Origin of the sequence: Pseudomonas sp. AMR01 (genome assembly GCF_041946035.1) — a bacterium.
Classification (GTDB): domain Bacteria; phylum Pseudomonadota; class Gammaproteobacteria; order Pseudomonadales; family Pseudomonadaceae; genus Aquipseudomonas; species Aquipseudomonas antarctica_B.
Window position 1 is genome coordinate 232005 of record NZ_JAUTYR010000003.1, and the last position, 24586, is coordinate 256590.

At 56.4% G+C, this 24586-nt stretch carries 24 protein-coding genes; 7 read left to right on the forward strand and 17 right to left on the reverse strand.

Annotation, left to right across the window (positions count from 1 at the left end):
• Positions 1-11: 11 nt before the first annotated feature.
• The 9 genes from Q7C20_RS04545 to mnmG all read right to left on the reverse strand — a co-directional run bounded on the left by Q7C20_RS04545 (position 12) and on the right by mnmG (position 7158).
• Positions 12-548, reverse strand: a complete 537-nt coding sequence (locus tag Q7C20_RS04545; protein ID WP_375065774.1) for a F0F1 ATP synthase subunit delta — start codon at positions 546-548, stop codon at positions 12-14.
• Between the two features lie 12 nt (positions 549-560).
• Positions 561-1031: a F0F1 ATP synthase subunit B gene (locus tag Q7C20_RS04550; protein ID WP_375065776.1), complete on the reverse strand. Its 471-nt coding sequence runs from the start codon at positions 1029-1031 to the stop codon at positions 561-563.
• A 58-nt stretch (positions 1032-1089) separates the two neighbouring features.
• Entirely contained in the window at positions 1090-1347 is a 258-nt protein-coding gene (gene atpE, locus Q7C20_RS04555) for a F0F1 ATP synthase subunit C (RefSeq protein ID WP_002555987.1), read from the reverse strand.
• 134 nt (positions 1348-1481) lie between these two features.
• The gene (gene atpB / locus Q7C20_RS04560; protein ID WP_375065804.1) at positions 1482-2354 is read right to left on the reverse strand and encodes a F0F1 ATP synthase subunit A; all 873 of its coding nucleotides are present in this window, start codon (positions 2352-2354) and stop codon (positions 1482-1484) included.
• A 16-nt stretch (positions 2355-2370) separates the two neighbouring features.
• Positions 2371-2778 carry a F0F1 ATP synthase subunit I gene (locus Q7C20_RS04565; RefSeq protein ID WP_010565865.1) on the reverse strand — a complete coding sequence of 136 codons (408 nt, stop codon included), beginning with the start codon at positions 2776-2778 and terminating at the stop codon, positions 2371-2373.
• Between the two features lie 148 nt (positions 2779-2926).
• Entirely contained in the window at positions 2927-3799 is an 873-nt protein-coding gene (locus tag Q7C20_RS04570) for a ParB/RepB/Spo0J family partition protein (protein WP_375065807.1), read from the reverse strand.
• Between the two features lie 9 nt (positions 3800-3808).
• The gene (locus Q7C20_RS04575) at positions 3809-4606 is read right to left on the reverse strand and encodes a ParA family protein (protein WP_375065809.1); all 798 of its coding nucleotides are present in this window, start codon (positions 4604-4606) and stop codon (positions 3809-3811) included.
• Positions 4607-4624: 18 nt separating this feature from the next.
• Complete coding sequence (rsmG, locus tag Q7C20_RS04580) at positions 4625-5269, reverse strand: 16S rRNA (guanine(527)-N(7))-methyltransferase RsmG (protein WP_375065811.1); 645 nt, start codon at positions 5267-5269, stop codon at positions 4625-4627.
• Positions 5266-7158 carry a tRNA uridine-5-carboxymethylaminomethyl(34) synthesis enzyme MnmG gene (mnmG, locus tag Q7C20_RS04585; protein WP_348061894.1) on the reverse strand — a complete coding sequence of 631 codons (1893 nt, stop codon included), beginning with the start codon at positions 7156-7158 and terminating at the stop codon, positions 5266-5268. The genes rsmG and mnmG overlap by 4 nt, the downstream gene beginning before the upstream one ends.
• A 564-nt stretch (positions 7159-7722) precedes the next feature.
• Between mnmG and Q7C20_RS04590 the strand changes: the two genes are divergently transcribed.
• The 3 genes from Q7C20_RS04590 (at position 7723) to Q7C20_RS04600 (ending at position 11702) form a co-directional block, all read left to right on the forward strand.
• A complete protein-coding gene (locus Q7C20_RS04590) occupies positions 7723-8229 on the forward strand; it encodes a sigma-70 family RNA polymerase sigma factor (RefSeq protein ID WP_375065813.1) in 507 nt (168 codons plus the stop codon).
• Positions 8229-9173 (forward strand): FecR domain-containing protein, encoded by a 945-nt coding sequence (locus Q7C20_RS04595; RefSeq protein ID WP_375065815.1) that lies wholly within the window; start codon positions 8229-8231, stop codon positions 9171-9173. The genes Q7C20_RS04590 and Q7C20_RS04595 overlap by 1 nt, the downstream gene beginning before the upstream one ends.
• Before the next feature lie 90 nt (positions 9174-9263).
• Positions 9264-11702 carry a TonB-dependent siderophore receptor gene (locus tag Q7C20_RS04600; protein ID WP_375065817.1) on the forward strand — a complete coding sequence of 813 codons (2439 nt, stop codon included), beginning with the start codon at positions 9264-9266 and terminating at the stop codon, positions 11700-11702.
• Between the two features lie 19 nt (positions 11703-11721).
• Here Q7C20_RS04600 and mnmE read toward each other — a convergent pair whose 3' ends face one another.
• The 5 genes from mnmE to rpmH form a co-directional block, all read right to left on the reverse strand.
• On the reverse strand, positions 11722-13092 hold the full coding sequence (gene mnmE, locus Q7C20_RS04605; RefSeq protein WP_375065819.1) for a tRNA uridine-5-carboxymethylaminomethyl(34) synthesis GTPase MnmE: 1371 nt from the start codon (positions 13090-13092) through the stop codon (positions 11722-11724).
• Positions 13093-13171: 79 nt separating this feature from the next.
• Positions 13172-14854 carry a membrane protein insertase YidC gene (gene yidC / locus Q7C20_RS04610; RefSeq protein WP_375065821.1) on the reverse strand — a complete coding sequence of 561 codons (1683 nt, stop codon included), beginning with the start codon at positions 14852-14854 and terminating at the stop codon, positions 13172-13174.
• A 2-nt stretch (positions 14855-14856) separates the two neighbouring features.
• Positions 14857-15102: a membrane protein insertion efficiency factor YidD gene (gene yidD, locus Q7C20_RS04615; RefSeq protein ID WP_077430980.1), complete on the reverse strand. Its 246-nt coding sequence runs from the start codon at positions 15100-15102 to the stop codon at positions 14857-14859.
• Complete coding sequence (rnpA, locus tag Q7C20_RS04620; RefSeq protein WP_375065964.1) at positions 15095-15499, reverse strand: ribonuclease P protein component; 405 nt, start codon at positions 15497-15499, stop codon at positions 15095-15097. Before rnpA ends, yidD begins: the two co-directional genes overlap by 8 nt.
• A gap of 16 nt (positions 15500-15515) precedes the next feature.
• Positions 15516-15650 (reverse strand): 50S ribosomal protein L34, encoded by a 135-nt coding sequence (gene rpmH / locus Q7C20_RS04625; RefSeq protein ID WP_003213577.1) that lies wholly within the window; start codon positions 15648-15650, stop codon positions 15516-15518.
• Positions 15651-16236: 586 nt separating this feature from the next.
• Between rpmH and dnaA the strand changes: the two genes are divergently transcribed.
• From dnaA to gyrB, 4 genes are read left to right on the forward strand one after another with little or no spacing between them, the layout of a single operon-like run.
• On the forward strand, positions 16237-17757 hold the full coding sequence (gene dnaA / locus Q7C20_RS04630) for a chromosomal replication initiator protein DnaA (RefSeq protein ID WP_375065828.1): 1521 nt from the start codon (positions 16237-16239) through the stop codon (positions 17755-17757).
• Positions 17758-17795: 38 nt separating this feature from the next.
• A complete protein-coding gene (gene dnaN / locus Q7C20_RS04635; RefSeq protein WP_375065830.1) occupies positions 17796-18902 on the forward strand; it encodes a DNA polymerase III subunit beta in 1107 nt (368 codons plus the stop codon).
• Positions 18903-18922: 20 nt separating this feature from the next.
• Positions 18923-20026: a DNA replication/repair protein RecF gene (gene recF / locus Q7C20_RS04640; protein WP_348059844.1), complete on the forward strand. Its 1104-nt coding sequence runs from the start codon at positions 18923-18925 to the stop codon at positions 20024-20026.
• A 4-nt stretch (positions 20027-20030) separates the two neighbouring features.
• Complete coding sequence (gene gyrB, locus Q7C20_RS04645) at positions 20031-22448, forward strand: DNA topoisomerase (ATP-hydrolyzing) subunit B (RefSeq protein ID WP_375065832.1); 2418 nt, start codon at positions 20031-20033, stop codon at positions 22446-22448.
• A 365-nt stretch (positions 22449-22813) separates the two neighbouring features.
• Here gyrB and Q7C20_RS04650 read toward each other — a convergent pair whose 3' ends face one another.
• The 3 genes from Q7C20_RS04650 to Q7C20_RS04660 form a co-directional block, all read right to left on the reverse strand.
• Positions 22814-22939 (reverse strand): hypothetical protein, encoded by a 126-nt coding sequence (locus Q7C20_RS04650; RefSeq protein WP_375065834.1) that lies wholly within the window; start codon positions 22937-22939, stop codon positions 22814-22816.
• Positions 22940-22959: 20 nt separating this feature from the next.
• On the reverse strand, positions 22960-23214 hold the full coding sequence (locus Q7C20_RS04655; protein ID WP_375065836.1) for a hypothetical protein: 255 nt from the start codon (positions 23212-23214) through the stop codon (positions 22960-22962).
• A 603-nt stretch (positions 23215-23817) separates the two neighbouring features.
• Complete coding sequence (locus Q7C20_RS04660; RefSeq protein ID WP_375065838.1) at positions 23818-24540, reverse strand: response regulator transcription factor; 723 nt, start codon at positions 24538-24540, stop codon at positions 23818-23820.
• Between the last annotated feature and the right edge of the window lie 46 nt (positions 24541-24586).

Consider the following 24586-nt stretch of genomic DNA (forward strand, 5'->3'; position numbering starts at 1 on the left):
CCCCTTCAAACTCAAGATTTCAATGCTTCGGCCAAGCTCGCGAGTTTGCCGCGAACCGAGCCATCGATAACCAGGTCGCCGGCGCGAATGATGACACCACCAATCAGGGTGGCATCCTCCGCAACTTGCAGGCGCACTTCCCGGTCGAGTCGTGCACTGAGAACCTTGGCGAGTTTGTCTTGCTGTTCTTGGTTCAATGCGAAAGCACTGATGACTTCAACGTCTACCGATTTCTCTTGCTCGGCCTTGTACAGGTCGAACAGAGCGGCAATCTCCGGCAGAAGCAGGAGGCGGTTGCTTTCGGCAACCACACGAATGAAGTTCTGCACTTTCACATCAAACTTGTCGCCGCACACGTCAATAAACGTGGCGGCCTTGTCTGCGCTCGTCAGGCGCGGGGCCTTGAGCACGCGCTGCATGGTGTCATCTTGCGACACTGCTGCAGCCAGGCCGAGCATGGCTGACCAAGAGGCCAGTTGCTGGTGGGCCTGGGCGTGCTCGAAGGCTGCCTTAGCGTAAGGTCGGGCCAACGTGGTCAATTCTGCCATGATCGCCCTCGCTTAAATTTCAGCAGCCAGTTTGTTAACCAGCTCCGCGTGCGCGTTTTGATCGATTGTGGCACCCAGGATCTTCTCGGCACCGCCGACGGCCAGAGCACCCAGTTGGGCACGCAGCTTGTCTTTGACGCCGTTCAGTTCCTGTTCGATCTCGGCATGAGCCGAAGCCTTCACACGTTCAGCTTCGACGCGGGCTTTATCAACAGCCTCTTCGACGATCTGGTTACCGCGTTTCTTGGCTTGCTCAATGATTTCAGCTGCCTGTGCCTTAGCTTCGCGCAGTTGAAGACCCACTTTCTCGTGGGCCAACTCCAGGTCGCGAGCTGCACGGGTGGCAGCGTCCAGTCCATCCGCGATCTTCTTCTGACGTTCGTGCAAAGCCGCGATGACCGGAGGCCACACGAACTTCATGCAAAACACTACAAAAATGAAGAACGCAACGGATTGGCCAATCAGGGTTGCATTAATGTTCACGCCAACACCTCGCTCATTCGTTGTCCATCACCCCAATCAACTCGAAAAATTCGAGTGATTAGCCAGCGAGTTGACCAACGAAAGGGTTCGCGAAGGTGAAGAACAGAGCGATACCAACGCCGATCATGGTCACGGCGTCGAGCAGGCCGGCGACGATGAACATTTTAACTTGCAGCATTGGAACCATTTCTGGCTGACGCGCTGCGCCTTCCAGGAATTTGCCGCCCAGCAGGCCGAAACCAATGGCAGTACCCAGGGCGCCCAGGCCGATCAACAGTGCAACAGCGATAGCGGTTAGACCAACTACAGTTTCCATCTTTCCTCCCGACTTTTACGTCGTATGGTTTAGGTTTTTTAGATTTTAAAGCGGTAAAACAAATCGTTTCATAGCCCGCTAGGGCCTACCTTCCCGTGTAACCGGGAAGGACATCAGACTAGTCAAGACTGGTCTTAATGGTTCTCTTCGTGCGCCATCGACAGGTAGACGATGGTCAGCATCATGAAGATGAAGGCCTGCAGGGTGATGATCAGGATGTGGAACACAGCCCACGCCCACTGCAGAACGATGCCCAGGCCGCTAAGCCAGAGCAGACCACTGCCGAACATCACAGCGATCAGAATGAACACCAGCTCGCCGGCATACATGTTGCCGAACAGTCGCAGAGCCAGGGAAATCGGCTTGGCGATCAGGGTCACGAATTCCAGCAGGAAGTTCACCGGAATCAGCAGGGCTTGCAGGAAAATGTTCTTGCTGCCGAACGGATGCAGGGTCAGTTCGCCGATGAAGCCGCCGATGCCCTTGACCTTGATGCTGTAGAAAATGATCAACGCAAACACCGACAGGGCCATGCCCAGGGTGGCGTTAGGATCCGTGGTGGAAACCGCACGGAATGGAATGTGCTGATCGCCAGTGATCAGGATGGCCAGCTGAGGAATCCAGTCGACCGGGATCAGGTCGACAGCGTTCATCAGGAACACCCAGACGAAGATGGTCAGTGCCAGCGGTGCAATCACCGGGCTACGGCCATGGAAGCTGTCTTTCACGCTGCCATCGACGAATTCGACCAGTACTTCAACGAAGTTCTGCAAAGCACCTGGCTGACCGGAAGTCGCCTTCTTTGCCGCCATGCGGAAAATCAGGACAAAGATCAGGCCCAGTGCGACCGACCAGCCCAGAGTATCCAGGTGGAAAGCCCAGAAACCCATTTCTTTGGCTTCTGCTGCGGAGTGGGCAAAGCCCCAGCCGCCGCCGTTGGGAAGCTGACCGAAAGTCAGGTTCTGCAAGTGGTGCTGGATATAGCCCGAAGCGGTTGTTTCTGCCATGGTTGCCTCAAACGCCCTAAGGTTTCGAAAGTCTTGTTTTCATTAGCAGGGGAGCGAACCAGCTGACCAGTTGGGTCAACACGAAGACGCCGAATACAGCCAGCGGCGCCAATGGCTTCACACCTGCAAAGGTCAGTGCAAACAGCACTGCCGTCAAAATCAATTTCCCTGCTTCGCCGGCATAAAAAGACCGGACGATTGCCTGGGCTGCTCGGGCGCCGGAAAACCGAAAGGCCCTGTGAGCAAAATACATATTGGGCAGCAAGGCTATCAGGCCTCCGCAAAGTCCTGAATACCCGGCAACGACTCCATGCCAATACCAAAGCGCCAATGCGGCGATCAGCAAGATAACAAATTGAGCCAATAAAACCGGGAAAACGGCCAAGCGATGGAACGGCAACGTGTTTGGCGTGCGGGTTTCCATCACTCTTGCTCCTCAATGGTCGGCTGCCGCAAATCAATAACTTGGCATAATTTGTGCCGACAAAATGCGCGCAGAGTATAGGGGCGGTTCAGCCCCTATTCAACTGCCGGGTAGTGTTTTCCGATCGCGCGCTACATAAGCAAATGTTTCAGCGGATGTGGGCAAGGACGCCTTGAAGCTCATCGAGTGAGTTATATCCGATGACCAATTGCCCTTTGCCTTTCTTGCCGTGACGAATTTGCACCGCAGAACCTAGGCGCTCGGCCAGGCGCTGCTCGAGGCGAGCGATGTCCGGATCAGGTTTGGCTGTTTCGACCGGAGCAGGTTTGCCGCTGAGCCACTGGCGAACCAGGGCTTCGGTCTGACGAACGGTGAGCCCCCGTGCGACAACGTGTCGCGCCCCTTCAACCTGTTGATTTTCCGGCAAACCGAGCAAAGCCCGGGCGTGACCCATTTCCAGGTCGCCGTGGGACAACATGGTTTTGATGACTTCCGGCAACGCGATCAGGCGCAGCAAGTTCGACACCGTCACGCGGGATTTACCCACCGCGTCGGCGACTTGTTGCTGGGTCAGCTGGAACTCATGCTGCAAACGCTGCAACGCGATCGCTTCTTCGATCGGGTTGAGGTCCTCACGCTGGATGTTCTCGATCAACGCCATGGCAATGGCGGTTTCGTCCGGCACATCGCGCACCATTGCCGGAATGGTTTCCTTGCCGGCCTGCTGGCTGGCGCGCCAGCGGCGTTCACCGGCGATGATTTCAAAGCGCCCGCCACCGATCGGGCGGACCACGATCGGCTGCATCACACCCTGAGCCTTGATCGAGTTCGCCAGTTCTTCCAGCGCCTGGGGATCCATGTCCCGGCGTGGCTGGTATTTGCCGCGCTGGATCAGGTCCAGGGGCAGGTGCTGCAGCTCGCGCTCGTCGGCCTGCACCGCTTGTTCTTCAAGCGATGTGACGGTCGGACCACTCAGGAGTGCATCCAGTCCACGTCCGAGACCTCGTTTCTTGACGGCCATGGGGATTCCTTAAGTTGGCTGGGCTGCAGCGGTGCGTGAGTTGCGGCGTTGACGGCGAACCATCTCGCCGGCCAGCGCCAGGTAGGCAATGGCGCCACGCGATGATTTGTCGTACGCCAAAGCCGGCATGCCGTAACTCGGCGCTTCGGCCAGGCGGATGTTGCGCGGAATCACGGTGTCGTAGAGCTGCTCGCCAAAGTGTTCCTTGAGCTGCGCCGACACATCGTTCATCAGGCTCAGACGCGGATCGTACATCGTGCGCAACAAGCCTTCGATCTGCAGGTTCGGGTTGAGCAACTCGGCGATACGCTTGATGTTATCCACAAGGTCACTCAAGCCTTCCAGCGCGAAGTACTCGCACTGCATGGGGATAATCACCCCGTCGGCGGCCACCAGCGCGTTCAGTGTGAGCATCGAGAGCGACGGCGGGCAGTCGATCAAAATGTAATCGTAGTTTTCGCGGATCGGCGCCAACGCGCTGCGCAGACGGCTTTCTTTCATCTGCATTTCCAGCAGCACCACTTCTGCCGCGGTCAGATCGCGGTTGGCCGGCAGCAGTTGGTAACCGCCGTGCTCGGAGTAGTGCATGGCCTGGCCCAAGTCACATTCGCCAATCAGCAAATCGTAAACCGAGTTTTCCAGGCCGTGTTTATCCACACCGCTACCCATGGTGGCGTTGCCCTGTGGATCGAGATCGATCAACAGCACCCGACGCTTGGTGGCGACCAGGGATGCTGCGAGGTTGATGCAGGTGGTGGTTTTGCCCACGCCACCTTTCTGGTTCGCTATCGCGAATACCTTAGCCATTCTTGCTTGTGTTCCCAATCATGCCGTGCGGCGCAGTATCAGCAGATGGCGTTGGCCTTGGCAACCGGGTACGGCCAAGGCGTGTTCGCTATCGAGGTGGAAGTCTGCCGGCAATGCTAACAGCTCATCGCTTGGATGGACGCCCTTCATTGCCAGCCAGCGGGTGTCGCGGTCGCCCAGGTGACGCGTCCAGTTGCTGAAGTTCTCCATGCTGCTGAAGGCCCGGGAAACAATTCCATTGAAGGGCTGTTCAGGCGTGAAGTCTTCGACTCGGCTGTGGATAACGTGCAGGTTCTCCAGCTTCAGCTCAAGTTTTACCTGGGTCAGGAAGCGGGTTTTCTTGCCGTTGCTGTCCAGGCACGTCACTTGAGACTCTGGAAACAGAATGGCCAACGGGATGCCAGGCATGCCGCCGCCACTGCCGACGTCTAGCCAGCGGCCGTTTTCGATAAACGGCATCACGCTCAAGCTGTCGAGCAAATGCCGAGAAACCATTTCGTCCGGATTGCGCACGGCGGTGAGGTTGTAAGCCTTGTTCCACTTGATCAACAGGGCCAGGTAGCCCAACAGCAATTCGTGTTGGGCTGCACTCAGGTCGACGCCCAACTGTCGTGCACCTGTGGATAACTCTTCGGCGTGTTGCGAGGTAACAGACGAACTCAAGCGCTTTGCTCCAACTGACGGCCCGCGCCGCGTTTTTTCAAATGAATCATCAACAGCGAAATGGCTGCCGGGGTGACGCCTGGGATGCGCGAAGCCTGGCCCAATGTTTCCGGGCGAGTTATCCCCAGCTTGCTTTGAATTTCTTTAGACAGCCCCGAGATACCGGTGTAATCGATATCCACAGGCAACTTGGTGTCTTCACTGGCGCGCAGCCGAGCGATTTCATCTTGCTGGCGGTCAATGTAACCGGCGTATTTGGTCTTGATTTCAACCTGCTCGGCGACCTGCGGGTCTTCTGCACCGTGGCCTGTCACTTCGACGAGACCAGCGTAGTCGATTTCCGGACGCGACAGCAGGTTCAGCAAGTTGTATTCGTGGGTCAGCGGTGTGCCGAATTTTTCCGCGATGGCATCGCCCTGCTCGGTACCCGGGCGAACCCAGGTGCTTTTCAGGCGTTGCTCTTCGAGCGTGATGCTTTCGCGTTTTTTGCAGAAGGCTTCCCAGCGCGCGTCATCGACCAACCCCAACTCGCGACCTTTTTCGGTCAAGCGCAGGTCGGCGTTGTCTTCGCGCAGGATCAGGCGATATTCCGCTCGGGAAGTGAACATCCGATACGGTTCCTGGGTGCCCAGGGTAATCAGGTCGTCAACCAACACGCCGATATACGCTTCATCGCGACGCGGGCACCAACTGTCTTTGCCCTGCGCGCGCAGCGCTGCGTTGGTTCCGGCCAGCAAACCTTGGGCGCCGGCTTCTTCGTAACCGGTGGTGCCATTGATTTGCCCGGCAAAGAACAAGCCGCCAATCACCTTGGTTTCCAGGCTGTATTTCAAGTCGCGCGGGTCGAAGTAGTCGTACTCGATGGCGTAGCCCGGTCGCACGATGTGGGCGTTTTCCATGCCGCGAATCGATTGCACGATCTGGATTTGCACGTCGAACGGCAAGGAAGTGGAAATTCCGTTCGGGTAAAGCTCGTGGGTGGTCAAGCCTTCGGGCTCGATGAAGACCTGGTGGCTTTCCTTGTCGGCAAAGCGGTGGATCTTGTCTTCAATCGACGGGCAATACCGCGGGCCGATGCCCTCGATTACCCCGGAATACATCGGCGAACGGTCGAGGTTCGCGGCAATGATTTCGTGGGTGCGCGCATTGGTGTGGGTAATCCAGCAGCTGACCTGTTTCGGATGCTGCTCCTTGGAGCCCATGAACGACATCACCGGAATCGGTGTATCACCGGCCTGTTCGGTCATTACCGAGAAATCCACAGAACGCCCGTCGATACGTGGCGGGGTGCCGGTTTTCAGGCGGCCAACACGCAGCGGCAGTTCACGCAGGCGTTTTGCCAAGGCAATCGACGGCGGATCACCGGCGCGGCCACCGGAATAGTTCTGCATGCCGATGTGGATAAGTCCGCCGAGGAAGGTACCGGTGGTCAGCACCACCGAGTCCGCGAGAAAACGCAGGCCCATTTGGGTGACAACACCGCGTACCTGGTCCTGTTCGACGATCAGGTCATCTGCCGCTTGCTGAAATATCCACAGGTTAGGCTGGTTTTCCAGGGTTTCGCGCACTGCCGCCTTGTACAGGATGCGGTCGGCCTGTGCCCGAGTGGCACGCACGGCCGGGCCTTTGCGGCTGTTGAGCACGCGAAACTGGATACCACCCTTGTCGGTAGCCATGGCCATCACGCCGCCGAGGGCGTCGATTTCTTTGACCAGATGGCTTTTGCCGATCCCGCCAATGGCCGGGTTGCAACTCATTGCACCGAGGGTTTCCACGTTATGCGTCAGCAACAGGGTTTTTACGCCCATGCGTGCTGATGCCAGTGCTGCCTCGGTACCGGCATGACCGCCGCCGATGACGATCACTTCAAAACGGGAAGGGAAATCCACCACGCACCTCGTGCCTGCTTATGTAGGTAATCAGGAATTGTTTGTTGAAAGGGTTTTCGAGCCAAGGCGGCAAGTATAGGGACTTCGCCCTTCCTAAAGAACCCTTTGCACAAAATTTAACCAGCTGTGGATGAATCAAAGACAATAGAAATTAAAAGAGAGAAATCTATTAAATCTTTATTTTTATGTTTATTTCTACTGAGCCTGTTTTCTGTGGATAGATCTCTACAGGCCTTTATTTACAATGTGTACAGCGATTCAAAAGTCTGTGGTCATGTACCGATAAGGCACTTGGATAAGTGCCCTAAGCCTGTGGATTAAACAGGTGGTTATCCACAGGAGGGTTTTTACTCAGGTTTCAAGCCCTGTTATCAACTGGGCACAGGGGCGGTTATTCACAGGGCTTAATCCACAGAAATACGTGATAAGACGTGAATTTCGCCCACGTCGAAGCCACACGAATGCTTCAACTCGTGGGAAAGCGCAGTAAGTAGAGATCTATTGTGAGAAAACAGCAGGGCAGTTAATAATAGCGATTATCATTAACCTGATTCGTCATGCCCTATGTCTCCTCTTTCACACACGGCTGTGGTCCAGAACATCTACGAGCAGCACCATTCCTGGTTGCAGGGTTGGCTCAAAGGTAAGCTGCATAACGCCTGCGATGCCGCCGATGTGGCGCACGATACGTTCGTGCGCATCCTGGGGGGGCGGCATGCGGCGCAGATTGTTGAACCACGCGACTATCTTGCGACCATCGCCAGAGGTTTGGTGATTGACCGTTATCGCCGGCATGCCATCGAGCAGGCATACAAACAAACCCTGGCAGATCGGCCTGAAGCCACCGCCATCAGTGAAGAAGACAAGGCAATCATCATCGAGACCCTGGTGGCTGTGGATAAAGCCCTGTCCGGGCTCGGCGAGCGGGCGCGACGCATCTTCATGTTGTCGCAGATCGAGGGGCTGACTTATCAACAGATCGCCGATCAACTGCAGGTGTCACTGACCACCGTGAAGAAGCACATGATCCGGGCGTTGACTGAATGCTCGCTGATCATGGCCAGCCTCTGATGGCGACTCCCGATCGCAAAACCTTCGAAACGGCTGCCAGCTGGTATGTACAGTTTCAGTCCCAACCACCCACGGCCGCAGAACGCCAGGCCTGGCAGCAGTGGCTCAATGGTGATCCGTCCCATCAGGCTGCGTGGAACCAGATGGAACAGTTGCAGCGCAGCCTTGGCGCCCTGCCCCAGGATTTCACCCGCCGCGCTTTATCGACCACGCAACAACGTCGCCAGGTACTGAAGTGGATGCTGGTGCTGGGCGGTACCGGGTACCTGGGCTGGAATGTTCAGAAACACACGCCCCTGGGAACTGTATGGGCCGACTACAGGACATCGGTGGGCGAACGTCGGCGTATCGAATTGGCCGACGGCACGCGGCTTGATCTCAATACCAGCACGGCGATTGATGTGGTCTTCGATGGGCGCCAGCGTTTAATCCGCCTGCGCGAAGGTGAGGTACTTATCCACACCGGAAAGTTTGGTGGGCAGACGCCCTTTTATGTCGAAACCCGCCAGGGCCGGGTACAGGCATTGGGAACCCGGTTTACCGTGCGCCAGCTGGCGGACACCACGCGCGTCGGGGTACTGGAAGATCGGGTGAGCGTGGCGCCAGGTGACCAGCCCAACCACGGGCGCCTGCTTGGAGCAGGTGAAAGCGCTGATTTTGATCGCCAACATGTGGGGCCAAACCTTGCGTATCGCGGTTCCCAGGCTGCCTGGGTCGATGGCCAACTGATCGTATTGGATGCTCCCCTCGGCGCTGTGCTCGACGAGCTAGCCCGGTATCGCGCGGGTGTAGTGCACTGCGATCGAGCTTCGGCGGGTCTGCGCGTTTCCGGCACTTTGCGCCTGGATTCTACGGATGCGGTGCTGGCCAATCTGCAAGCGACCTTGCCGATCCAGGTGAAGTATTTCACTCGCTACTGGGTTTCGGTGACCCGGATCGGCTGACTAAAAAAATTATCCACACGGGGTTATCTTTTTTTTGCCTGGCGCGGCCCTATGGGTAATTACGACGCAACCTTCAGGGCTTACCCACCTATGCGCCTCCCATCCAAGTTTCGCCAGCGGCTTTCCTACCACGGTTTGACCGGCAGCTTACTGATCAGTACCGCAGCCACGACCAGTGTTTTGTTATCAACCGGCGTCATGGCCGCCAGCGCAGTGCAACACTACGCCATCGCGCCCGGCCCGCTGGACAATGCCTTGAGCCAATTTGCGGCCAGGGCGAATGTGATTCTGTCTTTTTCGCCCCAGCAAACCACCCGTTTGAACACGCCGGGGCTGGAAGGTGACTATTCGGTAGACCAAGGCTTTGCGCTACTGCTGCAAAACTCGGGGTTGCAGGCGGTCGCCCAGGCGCCCGGCAGTTACGTGCTGCAGGCCGCGCCCATCGGTGAAATCACGCTTGCGCCCACCACGGTAAGCACTTATCAACAGGACGGTTTCAATCAGGAAATCGCTGGCGATGTAGGCTACAAGGCGCAAAACAGCCGCATCGGCACCAAGACCAGCACGCCCTTGTCGGAAACACCGCGTTCGGTATCGGTCGTCACCGGCCAACGCATCAAAGACCAGAAGTCGCAGACGCTGACTGAAGTGCTGGGCTATGTGCCGGGTATCTTCGCCCCACCTTTTGCAGCGGGCGACGGCTTGGCGGGTGATCTGTTCTTTATCCGCGGTTTCAATGCGACCGATTACGGCTATGGCCTGCTGCGCGATGGCCTACGTGTTCAAGGTAATCGGTACGACACCACGAGCGAGCCTTACGGACTGGAGAGGGTCGAGGTTTTCCGTGGCCCTTCTTCACTGCTCTACGGTGAAAACGCCCCCGGCGGCTTGGTGAATCTGGTCAGCAAACACCCTACGGCGACACCGCAAGGCGAGGTCCAGCTGGGCTACGGCTCAAACAATCGACGTCAGGTGGGTGTAGATATCTCTGGCCCGCTCAATGAAAGCGAGAACATCCTTGGGCGGGTGGTGATGCTCGGTCGCAAGTCTGACACGCAAACCGATCACGTCCCGGACGACCGACTCTACATCGCCCCCTCCCTGACGCTGAATTTCGACGACTACAACACGCTCACGCTGTTGGCCAATTACCAGAAGGACCACACCAACCTCGAACTTGGCCTACCAGCCGCAGGCACCTTGCTTACAAATCCCAACGGCAAGCTGTCCAAGCACACCATGCTCGGTAACCCGGATTGGAACACCTTCGAACGCGAAAGCTGGAGCACCGGCTACGAGTTCAGTCACAGCTTCAACGACGATTGGCAATTCCGCCAGAACTCACGCTACATGCAGTCGCGCATCAACCGTCATGAAACCTGGCCTGGCGCGTTGAATAACCGTGGCTTCGGCACCCAACTGAACATGACCGCCTACGACCGCTATAACAAGTCGATGGTCTATTCCCTGGATAACCAGCTGGAAGGCAAATTCCAGGTCGGCGGCCTGGAAAATACCGTGCTGTTCGGCGCGAGCTATGACCGCACCTCGTTCAGCCAGGATTGGGACGCAGGTTCTGCCGGCACTATCAATGTGTATAACCCCGTGTATCTGCGAGACCCGCTTACCCCTATCGCGGTGCAAAACACCTTGCTCGAACAACAGATGAAAGGGGTTTATGCACAGATACAGAGCAAGTACGACCACTGGCTGTTTTTGCTCGGCGGTCGACAGGACTGGGTCGACAGCGATTTTCGCGACAAGGTGAACAAGGCCAGCAACACAGGCTCCGAGGACCGCAAGTTCACCTACCAGGGCGGGGTGATGTATCAATTCGACAACGGCCTCACGCCGTATGTCAGCTACTCCACCGCGTTCGTCCCGGTGCAACAGATCTCCAACGCCGGTTCACCGTTGAAGCCGATCACCAGCAGCCAATACGAAGTGGGTGTGAAATACGAGCCGATCGGCTGGGACACGGCGATGACGGTGTCGGTGTATGACTTGCGCAAGCAGGACGATACTTATCTCGATGCCACCACCAACAGCTATCGCCAGGTGGGCGAAAGCCGGGCCAAGGGCGTGGAAGTTGAGGTAAACAGCAACGTTACGCCCAACCTGAATGTGACTGCGGCCTACACCTACACTGACGCGCGGATTACAAAGGATTCGGCTACATCGCTGGTTGAGGGGCACCAGATGACTGGCGTTCCGCGTAATCAGGCTTCGGTGTGGGGCAAGTACCGTTTTCTTGATGTCCAACTCAAGGGACTGTCCCTGGGTGGCGGTGTGCGTTACTTCGACAGTACGTTTTCCTACACGGCCCCCAGCTTATACGGGAAGCTGGATGCGGGCAGCGTGACACTGGTGGACGCGGCTGTTGGCTATCAAATCGATAAACACTGGTCGGTCGATTTAAACGCCAAGAACCTGTTCGACAAGGAATACGTATCTGGTTGCAACGATGCGGGGCGTTGCTACTGGGGTGACAGCCGTACCTTGCTCGGTACGGTGTCCTACAACTGGTGAGGCATTGTGGATAACTCGGTTATTTGCCAATGCAAAAACTGGAGAAGATCCGGCCCAACAAATCATCGGAGCTGAATGCGCCGGTGATTTCCCCCAACAGCTGCTGCGCCTGACGTAAATCTTCAGCCAGCAGCTCCCCTGCTCCCGCCAGGGTCAATTGTGCCCGGCCGTGCTCCAACGCTGCGCTCGCATGGCGCAACGCCTCCAGGTGCCTGCGGCGAGCACTGAAGCTGCTTTCCGAGGTCTGTTCGTAGCCCATGCAGGCTTTGAGGTGTTCGCGCAGCAACTCCAGGCCATCGCCCGCCGATTTTGCACTCAGGCTGATGGTCACATGGCCATCCGTGCTGGTTTGCATCGCAATGGCTTCCCCCGTCAAGTCGGCCTTGTTGCGAATCAAGGTGACCTTGGCCGGGTCCGGCCGTTGTTCGAGGAATTCAGGCCACAGGGCAAAAGGATCCACAGCCTCCGGTGCCGTGGCATCCACTACCAGCAGCACGCGGTCCGCCTCGCTAATGGCCTTGAGCGCTCGCTCGACGCCGATCTTTTCGACCTGGTCATCGGTATCTCGCAAACCGGCAGTGTCGACCACATGCAGCGGCATACCGTCGATGTGGATATGTTCGCGCAGGATATCCCGTGTAGTGCCGGCAATCTCGGTGACGATGGCGGCTTCGCGACCTGCCAGAGCATTGAGCAGGCTCGATTTGCCGGCATTGGGTCGCCCGGCGATCACCACCGTCATGCCATCGCGCAGCAAGGCACCCTGCCCAGCCTCACGCAGCACTGTGGATAACTCATCGCGGACTTTGTCCAGGATCGCCAGCACGTGGCCATCGGCGAGAAAGTCGATCTCCTCCTCCGGAAAATCAATTGCCGCTTCCACATAGATGCGCAGGCTGATCAGTTGCTCGGTGAGGTTATGCACACGCAGTGAAAACGCGCCCTGCAGTGAGCGCAACGCATTACGCGCAGCTTGGGCAGAACTCGCCTCGATCAGATCAGCGATGGCCTCGGCCTGAGCGAGGTCGAGCTTGTCGTTGAGAAAGGCGCGTTCGCTGAATTCACCCGGGCGCGCAAGGCGACACCCCAGTTGCAGGCAGCGCTGCAGCAACATGTCCAGCACCACAGGGCCGCCATGGCCCTGCAGTTCCAGCACATCTTCACCGGTGAAGGAGTTGGGTCCCGGGAAATACAGGGCCAGGCCTTCATCCAGAACGCTTTCGTCAGCATCCAGAAACGGACCGTAATGCGCGTACCGCGGTTTAAGTTCGCGACCGCTGATAGCTTTAGCCGCCACGCTTGCGAGCGGCCCGGAAATTCGAACGATACCGACACCGCCGCGACCTTGAGCGGTAGCGACAGCAGCGATGGTTTCACGAGGAGCGCTCATCAGCAGGTTCCAGAACAAAAGTGACGGAAAGCAAAACGCCCCACTAGGGGGCGTCTTGAGTGGTTATCCACAGAGTAAATTACGCCTCGGCTTTTTTGGTAGCCGCTTCGATTTTACGTGTGATGTACCACTGTTGGGAGATCGACAGGCAGTTGTTGACCACCCAGTACAGCACCAGACCAGCCGGGAACCACAGGAAGAAGAAGGTGAAGATGATTGGCATCATTTTCATTACCTTGGCCTGCATCGGGTCCGGCGGAGTCGGGTTCAGACGCTGCTGGATGAACATGGTCGCGCCCATGATGATCGGCAGGATAAAGAACGGGTCTTTGATCGACAGGTCAGTTATCCACAGCATGAACGGCGCTTGACGCATTTCTACGCTTTCCAGGAGTACCCAGTAAAGCGACAGGAATACCGGCATCTGCACCAGAATCGGCAAGCATCCACCCAGCGGGTTGATCTTCTCTTTCTTGTACAGCTCCATCATGGCCTGCGACATTTTCTGCCGGTCATCACCATGTTGCTCTTTCAACGCGGCCAGTTTCGGCGCAACGGCACGCATGCGCGCCATCGACTTGTAGCTGGCTGCCGACAGAGGGAAGAAGATCCCTTTGATCAGCATGGTCAGGAAGATGATCGAGAAACCCCAGTTACCGACGATGCTGTGGATATGTTGCAGCAGCCAGAAGATCGGCTGGGCAATGAACCACAGAATGCCGTAGTCCACAGTCAGTTCCAGACCTGGGGACAACTCTTTCAGCACGGCCTGGCTTTTCGGGCCTGCATACAGAGTGGCGCTGGTTTCAGCCTTGGCACCTGGCGCAACGGTCAACGCCGGGCCAGTAAAACCAATGATGTAGTTGCCTTGGCTGTCTTTGCGGGTTTGAACCAGGTTGGCATCACCCTTGTTCGGGATCCATGCGGTCACGAAGTAGTGCTGCAACCAGGCTACCCAACCGCCTTGTACCGTTTCTTTCAGCGCGCCCTTGTCGATATCTTTCATCGACACTTTTTTGTACGGCTCGCTACTTGTCCACAGGGCGGCGCCCAGGTAAGTCGCGGTGCCGGTGGCAGTGCTGGAAGAAGGATCGGCGCTGTTATCACGCTTGAGCTGGGCAAACAGGTTGCCGCTCCACGGTTTGTCGCTTTCGTTGTCGATCAGGTAAGTGACCTTCAAGTCGTACAAACCACGGGTGAAGCTGAAACGCTTGATGTAGTTGACGCCGTCGAGGCTGAATTTCAGGTCGACATTCAACTGGTTCTGGCCATCGGCCAGTTGGTAAGTCTTCTGTTCGGTCGAATAAACCGGACGACCGGTAGCACGTGCATCCGGACCGTTGGTACCGGTCAGGCCACTTTGTGCCAGATAAGTACGTTCACCACCGTTATCGAACAGTTGGAACGGAACATCCGGGTGGTCTTGGCGACGTGGATACAGCGGCAGCTTCAGCTGGGCGATATCACCACCTTGTGGATCGATAGCCAGGTCGAGCACATCCGTTTTCACGTGGATGAGGTCTTTGTTGGTAACAACTGGCATTTCTACAGGGGTGCTTGTCTCGCCATTCGCGCTGGGAACATCGGCACTCGCGGACGCATTGTTACCCAGCGGGGCGTCCGGAATAGCCGGCACAGCCTGATTGGTAGCAACATTCTGAGTCGGCAGGGCAGCCTGGCCATAGTCCTGGTTCCACTTAAGGACCATAACGTAGGACACGATTGCCAGGGCGACGATCAGGATCGTGCGTTTAATATCCATGATTACTCGGCCATCGAAGAAGAACGGGAGGTAGGGATAGGTGGAACCGGGTCATAACCACCGGGATTCCACGGATGACAGCGACCTAAACGACGAAAGGCCAGCCAGCCACCGCGCAGAAGACCATGATTTTCTATGGCTTCTAACGCGTAGCAGGAACAACTGGGGTAGAAGCGACAGTGATTGGCCATCAGAGGACTAATGGCATAGCGGTAAAACTGGATCGGAACGAGTGCCAGTTTACGCATCGGTACTGTCTACCCCTACAGGTTCGGTGCTGACTGCTGGTGCTGGCTTGTTGGTACGCGCCAAACGTTTCCAGAGCTTGCCGAAATGCTGAATCAATTCGGGGTTTTCTACGTCCCCCAAGCCTTTGCGCGCGACGATAACAATATCCCAACCAACCAGAGTGTCCTGGTGGAGGCGAAACGATTCGCGCATCAGACGCTTGAGGCGATTGCGCTCAACGGAGAGCTTTACGCTCTTCTTGCCGATCACCAACCCGAGACGGGGGTGATCAAGATCGTTGTTACGCGCAAGGAGCAGGAGATTTTTCCCCGGAACCTTGCCGGTGGGGGAGTCAAAGACTGCCTTGAAATGCCGGGGGGTTAGCAGACGCTTTTCCCGACTGAAGTCCTGACTCACCACCAGTACCGGATTATCAAACTGCCAGACGCGCACGACCTTTGGCGCGGCGACGCGACAGGACAGCACGGCCGTTCTTGGTAGCCATGCGAGCACGGAAGCCGTGAGTGCGGGCGCGTTTGATGGTGCTTGGTTGGAAAGTACGTTTCATGGCGTTGTTACCTGGTTCGTCCACAACGGGCCGGAATGGCCCCCGTTTTAAGAGACCGGCGATTCTAGAGAAAGCAAGCCTCTAGGTCAATTTCCAACCAGCTTTTCCTTCAATTAGATCTCTACAGCCATTTCGAGCCTTTCCCGGCCTCTCAGGTGACAGGGGCAATGTCATAGATATAAAAATAAAGAAGGAAGTTATTTAAAGCTTTTCTGTAAAGCTTATAAAAGCTAGGGGCGCCTTCCTCTGTGGATAACTGCCTTTAGGCCATATTCTTCCTGATGTACAGAGGATGACAACTACGGGGGAAAACGGTGCTTTCCCTGTGCTGCACTGTCGGATAAGCTGTGCGTGGAATAAGTTGTTATCCACAGGCCAGTTACCCACAGACTTTCGACCCCACTTGTACAACGAGCTTAGGCACGCTTATCCACAGAGCTTATGCACAGACCATTGGTCGCCTTTTTTGCGTTTAACGCGTTGATTTTGGGTGCTGTCTGCGCAACCTACATGTGGATAAGTGGGCGGCTGGCCGCTACAATGGCGGCTGTTTTTGCCTCACCGGCTTTCAACTTAGGGGATATCCGTGTCAGTGGAACTTTGGCAGCAGTGCGTGGAGCTTTTGCGCGATGAGCTGCCTGCCCAGCAATTCAACACCTGGATCCGCCCGCTACAGGTCGAAGCCGAAGGCGACGAGTTGCGCGTCTATGCGCCCAACCGTTTTGTTCTCGACTGGGTCAACGAGAAGTACCTGAGCCGCGTTCTCGAATTGCTCGATGAGCACGGCAACGGCATCGCGCCCGTGCTTTCCTTATTAATAGGCAGCAAACGCAGCTCAGCGCCTCGCGCTGCGCCGAATGCACCGTTGGCGGCCAGTGCCTCCCAGGCTCAGGCCGCCGCGGCACCTGTTAATAACTCGTCCGCGCCGGTCGCCCAGGCAACGTCGAAATCCTCGTCGCCGAAAAACTCGCCTATAAATGAAGAGCCGTCCCGCGACAGCTTTGACCCCATGGCGGGTGCCAGCTCCCAACAAGCGCCGGTTCGCGCCGAACAGCGTACCGTGCAGGTCGAAGGTGCGCTCAAGCACACCAGTTACCTGAATCGCACCTTTACCTTCGAGAACTTCGTCGAAGGTAAATCCAACCAGTTGGCTCGCGCAGCCGCCTGGCAAGTGGCTGATAACCCCAAGCATGGTTACAACCCGCTGTTTCTTTATGGTGGGGTTGGCTTGGGTAAAACCCACTTGATGCACGCTGTGGGTAACCATCTGCTAAAGAAGAACCCGAATGCCAAGGTCGTGTACCTGCACTCGGAGCGCTTTGTGGCGGACATGGTCAAGGCCTTGCAACTGAATGCCATTAACGAGTTCAAGCGTTTCTACCGTTCGGTGGATGCGTTGCTCATCGATGACATTCAATTCTTCGCCCGCAAAGAGCGTTCCCAGGAAGAGTTCTTCCATACCTTCAACGCGTTGCTCGAAGGTGGCCAACAGGTCATCTTGACCAGTGACCGTTACCCGAAGGAAATCGAAGGCCTCGAAGAGCGCTTGAAATCGCGCTTCGGCTGGGGCTTGACCGTTGCGGTTGAGCCGCCGGAACTGGAAACCCGTGTCGCGATCCTGATGAAAAAGGCCGACCAGGCCAAAGTCGATCTGCCACACGACGCTGCGTTCTTTATCGCCCAACGCATTCGTTCCAACGTGCGTGAGCTTGAAGGCGCGCTTAAGCGTGTCATCGCTCACTCGCACTTCATGGGCCGCGACATCACCATTGAGTTGATTCGCGAATCCCTGAAAGATTTGTTGGCCCTGCAAGACAAGCTGGTGAGTGTGGATAACATCCAGCGCACCGTGGCCGAATACTACAAGATCAAGATTTCCGACTTGCTGTCCAAGCGCCGTTCGCGTTCGGTAGCCCGTCCGCGCCAAGTGGCCATGGCCCTCTCCAAAGAGTTGACCAACCACAGCCTGCCGGAAATCGGTGATGTGTTTGGTGGTCGTGACCACACCACGGTCTTGCACGCATGCCGCAAGATCAATGAACTTAAGGAATCCGACGCGGATATTCGCGAGGACTACAAGAACCTGCTGCGTACACTGACAACGTGAAGACACCAGCGCAGCTTATTAAGGCAAGGGACTAGACCATGCATTTCACCATTCAACGCGAAGCCCTGTTGAAACCCCTGCAACTGGTCGCAGGCGTCGTCGAGCGCCGACAGACCTTGCCGGTGCTCTCCAACGTATTGCTGGTTGTACAAGGCCAGCAGTTGTCATTGACGGGTACTGACCTGGAAGTCGAGCTGGTCGGTCGCGTACAGCTGGAAGAGCCGGCTGAACCGGGCGAAATCACCGTGCCGGCGCGCAAGCTGATGGATATCTGCAAGAGCTTGCCCAATGACGCGCTGATCGACATCAAGGTCGATGAACAGAACAAGTTGCTGGTGAAGGCTGGTCGCAGCAAATTCACCCTGTCTACCTTGCCGGCTAATGACTTTCCGACTGTTGAAGAAGGCCCTGGCTCGCTGACGTGCAGTCTGGAACAAAGCCGCCTGCGCCGTTTGATCGAACGCACCAGCTTCGCCATGGCTCAGCAGGATGTTCGTTACTACCTCAACGGCATGCTGCTGGAAGTGTCCGAAGGCATCATTCGCGCCGTGGCTACCGACGGTCACCGTCTGGCCATGTGCTCGATGAAAGCCGATATCGGCCAGCCGGACCGTCACCAGGTCATCGTGCCCCGCAAGGGCATTCTGGAACTGGCACGTTTGCTCACCGAGCCCGATGGCATTGTCAGCATCGTGTTGGGTCAGCATCACATCCGCGCGACCACCGGCGAGTTCACCTTTACCTCCAAGCTGGTAGACGGCAAGTTCCCGGATTACGAGCGCGTATTGCCTAAAGGCGGTGACAAGCTGGTACTGGGTGATCGTCAGGCCCTGCGTGAAGCGTTCAGCCGTACTGCCATTCTGTCGAATGAAAAGTACCGGGGTATCCGTCTGCAACTGGCTAACGGTCAGCTGAAAATCCAGGCCAACAACCCGGAACAGGAAGAAGCGGAAGAAGAAGTGGGTGTCGACTACAACGGCGGTTCGCTGGAAATCGGCTTTAACGTGAGCTACTTGCTCGACGTGCTGGGTGTGATGACCACCGAACAGGTTCGCCTCATTCTGTCCGACTCCAACAGCAGCGCCCTGGTGCAAGAATCCGATAACGACGACTCGGCTTACGTTGTTATGCCGATGCGTCTGTAATCGTGCTCAGCAGAAGCTAGATGTCCCTTAGTCGCGTCTCTGTCACCGCGGTGCGCAATCTGCACCCGGTGACCTTCTCCCCTTCCCCTCGCATCAATATCCTCTACGGCGCTAATGGCAGTGGCAAAACCAGCGTGCTGGAAGCCATTCATTTGCTGGGGCTGTCCCGTTCCTTTCGCAGTGCTCGCCTGTTGCCGGTGATTCAATACGAACAGTTGGCGTGCACGGTGTTTGGCCAAGTCGAACTGGCCGAGGGTGGCCATAGCAGCTTGGGAATATCACGTGAACGCGGCGGTGAGTTTCAAATACGCATCGACGGGCAAAATGCTCGCAGCGCTGCGCAGCTGGCAGAAATCCTGCCACTGCAGTTGATCAACCCCGACAGCTTCCGCTTGTTAGAGGGCGCCCCCAAGATTCGCAGGCAGTTCCTCGATTGGGGAGTGTTCCACGTGGAACCCCGCTTCATGGCCACTTGGCAGCGCCTGCAGAAGGCCCTGCGGCAGCGGAACTCATGGCTGCGGCATGGTACACTTGACGCCGCTTCACAAGCAGCCTGGGACCGGGAATTGTGCCTGGCCAGTGACGAAATAGATGAATACCGCCGCGCCTATATCAAAGCCTTGAAACCAGTCTTTGAGCAGACTTTGAGTGAGTTGTTGGATCTCGAAGGGCTGACGTTGAGTTACTACCGTGGTTGGGACAAAGAGCGCGAACTCAGTGCAGTGCTCGCCACCTCCTTGCAGCGGGATCAACAAATTGGCCATACCCAGGCCGGACCCCAACGGGCTGATTTGCGCCTTAGATTAGGCGCACACAACGCTGCGGATATCTTGTCCCGTGGCCAGCAGAAGTTGGTGGTGTGTGCACTGCGTATTGCCCAGGGCCATTTGGTAAGCCAGGCCCGACGCGGTCAGTGTATTTATCTGGTGGATGATTTGCCGTCGGAACTCGACGAGAGTCACCGCCGCGCGTTATGCCGCTTGTTGGAAGACTTACGCTGCCAGGTGTTTATCACCTGTGTAGACCACGAATTATTGAGGGAAGGCTGGCAGACGGAAACGCCAGTCGCTTTGTTCCACGTGGAACAAGGCCGTATCACCCAGACCCACGACCACCGGGAGTGAAGGCATGAGCGAAGAAAACACGTACGACTCGACCAGCATTAAAGTGCTGAAAGGTTTGGATGCCGTACGCAAACGTCCCGGTATGTACATCGGCGACACCGATGATGGTAGCGGTCTGCACCACATGGTGTTCGAGGTGGTCGACAACTCCATCGACGAAGCTTTGGCCGGTCACTGCGACGACATCAGCATTATCATCCACCCGGATGAGTCCATCACCGTGCGCGACAACGGTCGCGGTATTCCGGTCGATGTACACAAGGAAGAAGGCGTTTCGGCGGCAGAGGTCATCATGACGGTGCTCCACGCTGGCGGTAAGTTCGATGACAACTCCTATAAAGTCTCCGGCGGTTTGCACGGTGTAGGTGTGTCGGTTGTGAACGCGCTGTCTGAAGAACTCATTCTCACCGTTCGCCGTAGCGGCAAGATCTGGGAACAGACTTACGTTCACGGTGTTCCACAAGAGCCGATGAAAATCGTTGGCGACAGTGAAACCACCGGTACTCAGATCCACTTCAAGCCGTCTGATCAGACCTTCAAGAATATCCACTTCAGCTGGGACATCCTGGCCAAGCGTATTCGCGAATTGTCCTTCCTCAACTCCGGTGTGGGTATCGTCCTCAAGGACGAGCGCAGCGGCAAGGAAGAGCTGTTCAAGTACGAAGGTGGCCTTCGCGCGTTCGTTGAATACCTGAACACCAACAAGACTGCGGTTAACCAGGTGTTCCACTTCAACATTCAGCGTGAAGACGGTATCGGCGTCGAAATCGCCTTGCAGTGGAACGACAGCTTTAACGAGAACCTGTTGTGCTTCACCAACAACATTCCTCAGCGCGACGGCGGTACTCACTTGGTGGGTTTCCGTTCCGCACTGACGCGTAACCTCAACACCTACATCGAAGCTGAAGGCTTGGCGAAAAAGCACAAAGTCGCGACCACCGGTGACGATGCACGTGAAGGCTTGACCGCGATTATCTCGGTAAAAGTGCCTGATCCAAAGTTCAGCTCCCAGACTAAAGACAAGCTCGTGTCTTCCGAAGTGAAGACCGCAGTGGAGCAGGAGATGGGCAAATACTTCTCCGACTTCCTGCTCGAGAATCCGAACGAAGCCAAACTGGTCGTCGGCAAGATGATCGACGCCGCACGTGCCCGTGAAGCCGCGCGTAAAGCCCGTGAGATGACGCGCCGTAAAGGCGCGCTGGACATCGCTGGCCTGCCCGGAAAATTGGCTGACTGCCAGGAGAAGGACCCTGCCCTCTCCGAACTGTACCTGGTGGAAGGTGACTCTGCTGGCGGTTCCGCCAAGCAGGGGCGTAACCGTCGCACCCAGGCTATCTTGCCGTTGAAAGGTAAAATCCTTAACGTTGAGAAAGCACGCTTCGACAAGATGATTTCCTCCCAGGAAGTCGGCACCTTGATCACAGCGTTGGGCTGCGGTATCGGCCGTGACGAGTACAACATCGACAAGCTGCGTTACCACAACATCATCATCATGACCGATGCTGACGTCGACGGTTCGCACATCCGTACCTTGCTGCTGACCTTCTTCTTCCGTCAGTTGCCGGAGCTGATCGAGCGTGGCTACATCTACATCGCTCAGCCGCCGTTGTACAAAGTGAAAAAGGGCAAGCAAGAGCAGTACATCAAAGACGACGACGCCATGGAAGAGTACATGACGCAGTCGGCCCTTGAAGATGCCAGCCTGCACTTGAACGACGAAGCCCCGGGCATTTCCGGTGAGGCGCTTGAGCGTCTGGTCAACGACTTCCGCATGGTGATGAAGACCCTCAAGCGTTTGTCGCGCCTGTACCCTCAAGAGCTGACCGAGCACTTCATCTACTTGCCGGCCGTGAGCCTGGAGCAATTGGGTGATCACGCCCATATGCAGAACTGGCTGGCCCAGTACGAAGTGCGCCTGCGCACCGTCGAGAAGTCTGGTCTGGTGTACAAAGCCAGCCTGCGCGAAGACCGTGAACGTAACGTGTGGCTGCCAGAGGTAGAACTGATCTCCCATGGCCTGTCGAACTACGTCACCTTCAACCGCGACTTCTTCGGAAGCAACGACTACAAAACCGTTGTGACCCTCGGCGCTCAATTGAGCACCCTGCTGGACGACGGCGCTTACATTCAGCGTGGCGAACGCAAGAAGCAGGTCAAGGAATTCAAAGAAGCCCTTGATTGGCTGATGGCTGAAAGCACCAAGCGTCACACCATTCAGCGATACAAAGGTCTGGGCGAAATGAACCCGGATCAGCTGTGGGAAACCACCATGGATCCCGCCCAGCGTCGCATGCTGCGCGTGACCATCGAAGACGCCATTGGCGCTGACCAGATCTTCAACACCCTGATGGGTGATGCGGTCGAACCTCGTCGTGACTTCATCGAGAGCAATGCCTTGGCGGTATCCAACCTGGACTTCTGATCAGGTAAACCTGCTGAACCAAAAAGGCCAACGCTTAGCGTTGGCCTTTTTTATTGGGTGATGAATCAGCATTTTCTCAAATGCTCCACGTGGAACATCTGCCTGCTTAACCGTGGGCCTGCGTGATAAAGGTCCAGGCGTTACCTGTGAGGTTGAACGGACTCATGTGAGTGCACTCTGGCAAACGATGTTCAGGCGGTCCCTCGCATCGCTAAAGTCGGTGCAACTCAGCGCGCTGAGGCGGTTAAAGATAGACTTGTGTCCTGTGAGTTACCGTTCGGTTATGGCGGCACTGAATGCGTGGATCTTGTCGACGATCTGGCGTATTGAGTACTTCCACGCCACATTGCTCGCATTCGAGCCGATCAATAAATATGGTTGACGCCCGTGCCTGCCTGGGCGATGGCGCGCAGTGGTGTGGCCAGCGCGCGGGAGGTAGCGGCGCGGATCAGTGCGCTGCCGAGGGGGATGTTCAAGCGCGTCTTGAACACGCTGTAACCCCCGGCCTGATTCACAGCGGCAATAAAGGCGGATTCATCGTGACAGTTGATCTCGGCATATTCAATGCGCGTGGTGTAGCGCTCTCCCGGATGCAGTCTTTATCCGCGAAATAGTGCAGGTTGAGGGTAACGGCCAAGCCCAGTTCAAGAAAGCGATCGACTTCCTCAAACAGTAAGGGGCATCGAGTATCAGGGTGGTAAATGCCATGCAGTTGATACTCGTCGTTTTGGAATAGAACGCTGGCAAAAAAAGATAGAAAGCTCATAAACGTCACTCAGTTGAATACCGATCCAATGCCGTCTTTATTCTAAAATCCAGCCCTTTCAAGGTCTTTAGGCAGAACAGGCGATCAGTATTCTGTGGCGAGCGGGCTTGCCCCGCGTTGGGCTGCGAAGCGGCCCCAAAACAGCAGCCGAAGAGTGCCTGACTCACCGCCTTCCTCCTTTTAGGGTCGCTGCGCAACCCAACGCGGGGCAAGCCCGCTCGCCACAGACACAGTATTCGCCCTTAACTGGCTTGTATCAGCCAGATATGGACGCTTTTCAAAGACCTTGAAAGGGCTGATTCTAAAATCCTGATTTTCGACATCACATCTACCCGCTCAAAAACTGCTCGCCCCCGGGAAGAGAGTCGCGTAGTCACGGCCTACGAGCGCAACCTGAATGATTCTTCGATAAGCACGGTTTTGCGCATTGACGCTTAAAAGGGTGCCTTTTCGAGGTTAGCAATTCTCCACGCATCAAAGTGGCTTATATAAATTTTGAGTTTGATGAACGGATACAAAAAAGGCCAACGCTTAGCGTTGGCCTTTATTTATTCGATGATGAAGCAGCATTTTCTCAAATGCTCCACGTGGAACATCTACGTTTTAACCCGCAGTGCCCGCCGCAACGCTCTCCAACCTATACCCGTACCCGTAGATAGTGAGCAGCTGCCAGCCACGGTCTGCGGTCAGCCCGAGCTTGTTGCGCAGCCGGTAGATATGGGTATCCAGGGGACGAGACGACACCATTTCTTCATGGGTCCAAAACCGCTCATAGAGATACTCGCGCGACAGCGGACGCGCCAGGTTGGCAAACAGGCAACTGGCGAGTCGGTACTCACGCTCGGTCAAATTGATCTGCTTTCCGGCACGGGTAACCGTCAACTCGGCGTCATCGAAGGTCAGGTCGTTGAAGCTTTGCACCTCGTGGGTGGCAGATTTTTGCAGGCCGTGCCGGCGCAATACGGCACTGACCCGAGCCTTGAGTTCATTGGGGCGAAAGGGCTTGCTGACGTAATCGTCTGCTCCGCTGTTCAATGCCGTGACGATGTCGCCCTCAGCATCGCGGCTGGTGAGCATGATGACGGCGGGTGGGGACTCCATATGTTCGCGGGTCCAGCGCAGCAATGCGATACCGCTGATATCCGGCAGTTGCCAGTCAAGTATCAGCAGGTCGAAGGTTTCCCGTCGCAGTTGGCGCAGCAGGTCTTCACCACGCTCAAAAAAATGCAGTGACCAAGGCTGCTCTGCGGTACCGGGAATCTGTCGCAGTGTCTGTTCAACCCGACGCAATTCAGCGGGCTCGTCGTCCAGTATTGCGACACGCATGGGTGAGTCCTTTCTACTTAAAAAAACGGCAGCCGACGGCCATGTT

What these genes read in the sequence shown, in the direction of transcription:
- Q7C20_RS04545 (WP_375065774.1), bottom strand. Translation starts at nt 548, where the DNA reads ATGGCAGAATTGACCACGTTGGCCCGACCTTACGCTAAGGCAGCCTTC.
- atpE (WP_002555987.1), bottom strand. Translation starts at nt 1,347, where the DNA reads ATGGAAACTGTAGTTGGTCTAACCGCTATCGCTGTTGCACTGTTGATC.
- atpB (WP_375065804.1), bottom strand. Translation starts at nt 2,354, where the DNA reads ATGGCAGAAACAACCGCTTCGGGCTATATCCAGCACCACTTGCAGAAC.
- Q7C20_RS04565 (WP_010565865.1), bottom strand. Translation starts at nt 2,778, where the DNA reads ATGGAAACCCGCACGCCAAACACGTTGCCGTTCCATCGCTTGGCCGTT.
- Q7C20_RS04570 (WP_375065807.1), bottom strand. Translation starts at nt 3,799, where the DNA reads ATGGCCGTCAAGAAACGAGGTCTCGGACGTGGACTGGATGCACTCCTG.
- Q7C20_RS04575 (WP_375065809.1), bottom strand. Translation starts at nt 4,606, where the DNA reads ATGGCTAAGGTATTCGCGATAGCGAACCAGAAAGGTGGCGTGGGCAAA.
- Q7C20_RS04590 (WP_375065813.1), top strand. Translation starts at nt 7,723, where the DNA reads ATGTCTCCTCTTTCACACACGGCTGTGGTCCAGAACATCTACGAGCAG.
- Q7C20_RS04595 (WP_375065815.1), top strand. Translation starts at nt 8,229, where the DNA reads ATGGCGACTCCCGATCGCAAAACCTTCGAAACGGCTGCCAGCTGGTAT.
- Q7C20_RS04600 (WP_375065817.1), top strand. Translation starts at nt 9,264, where the DNA reads ATGCGCCTCCCATCCAAGTTTCGCCAGCGGCTTTCCTACCACGGTTTG.
- mnmE (WP_375065819.1), bottom strand. Translation starts at nt 13,092, where the DNA reads ATGAGCGCTCCTCGTGAAACCATCGCTGCTGTCGCTACCGCTCAAGGT.
- yidC (WP_375065821.1), bottom strand. Translation starts at nt 14,854, where the DNA reads ATGGATATTAAACGCACGATCCTGATCGTCGCCCTGGCAATCGTGTCC.
- yidD (WP_077430980.1), bottom strand. Translation starts at nt 15,102, where the DNA reads ATGCGTAAACTGGCACTCGTTCCGATCCAGTTTTACCGCTATGCCATT.
- rpmH (WP_003213577.1), bottom strand. Translation starts at nt 15,650, where the DNA reads ATGAAACGTACTTTCCAACCAAGCACCATCAAACGCGCCCGCACTCAC.
- dnaN (WP_375065830.1), top strand. Translation starts at nt 17,796, where the DNA reads ATGCATTTCACCATTCAACGCGAAGCCCTGTTGAAACCCCTGCAACTG.
- recF (WP_348059844.1), top strand. Translation starts at nt 18,923, where the DNA reads ATGTCCCTTAGTCGCGTCTCTGTCACCGCGGTGCGCAATCTGCACCCG.
- gyrB (WP_375065832.1), top strand. Translation starts at nt 20,031, where the DNA reads ATGAGCGAAGAAAACACGTACGACTCGACCAGCATTAAAGTGCTGAAA.
- Q7C20_RS04655 (WP_375065836.1), bottom strand. Translation starts at nt 23,214, where the DNA reads ATGAGCTTTCTATCTTTTTTTGCCAGCGTTCTATTCCAAAACGACGAG.
- Q7C20_RS04660 (WP_375065838.1), bottom strand. Translation starts at nt 24,540, where the DNA reads ATGCGTGTCGCAATACTGGACGACGAGCCCGCTGAATTGCGTCGGGTT.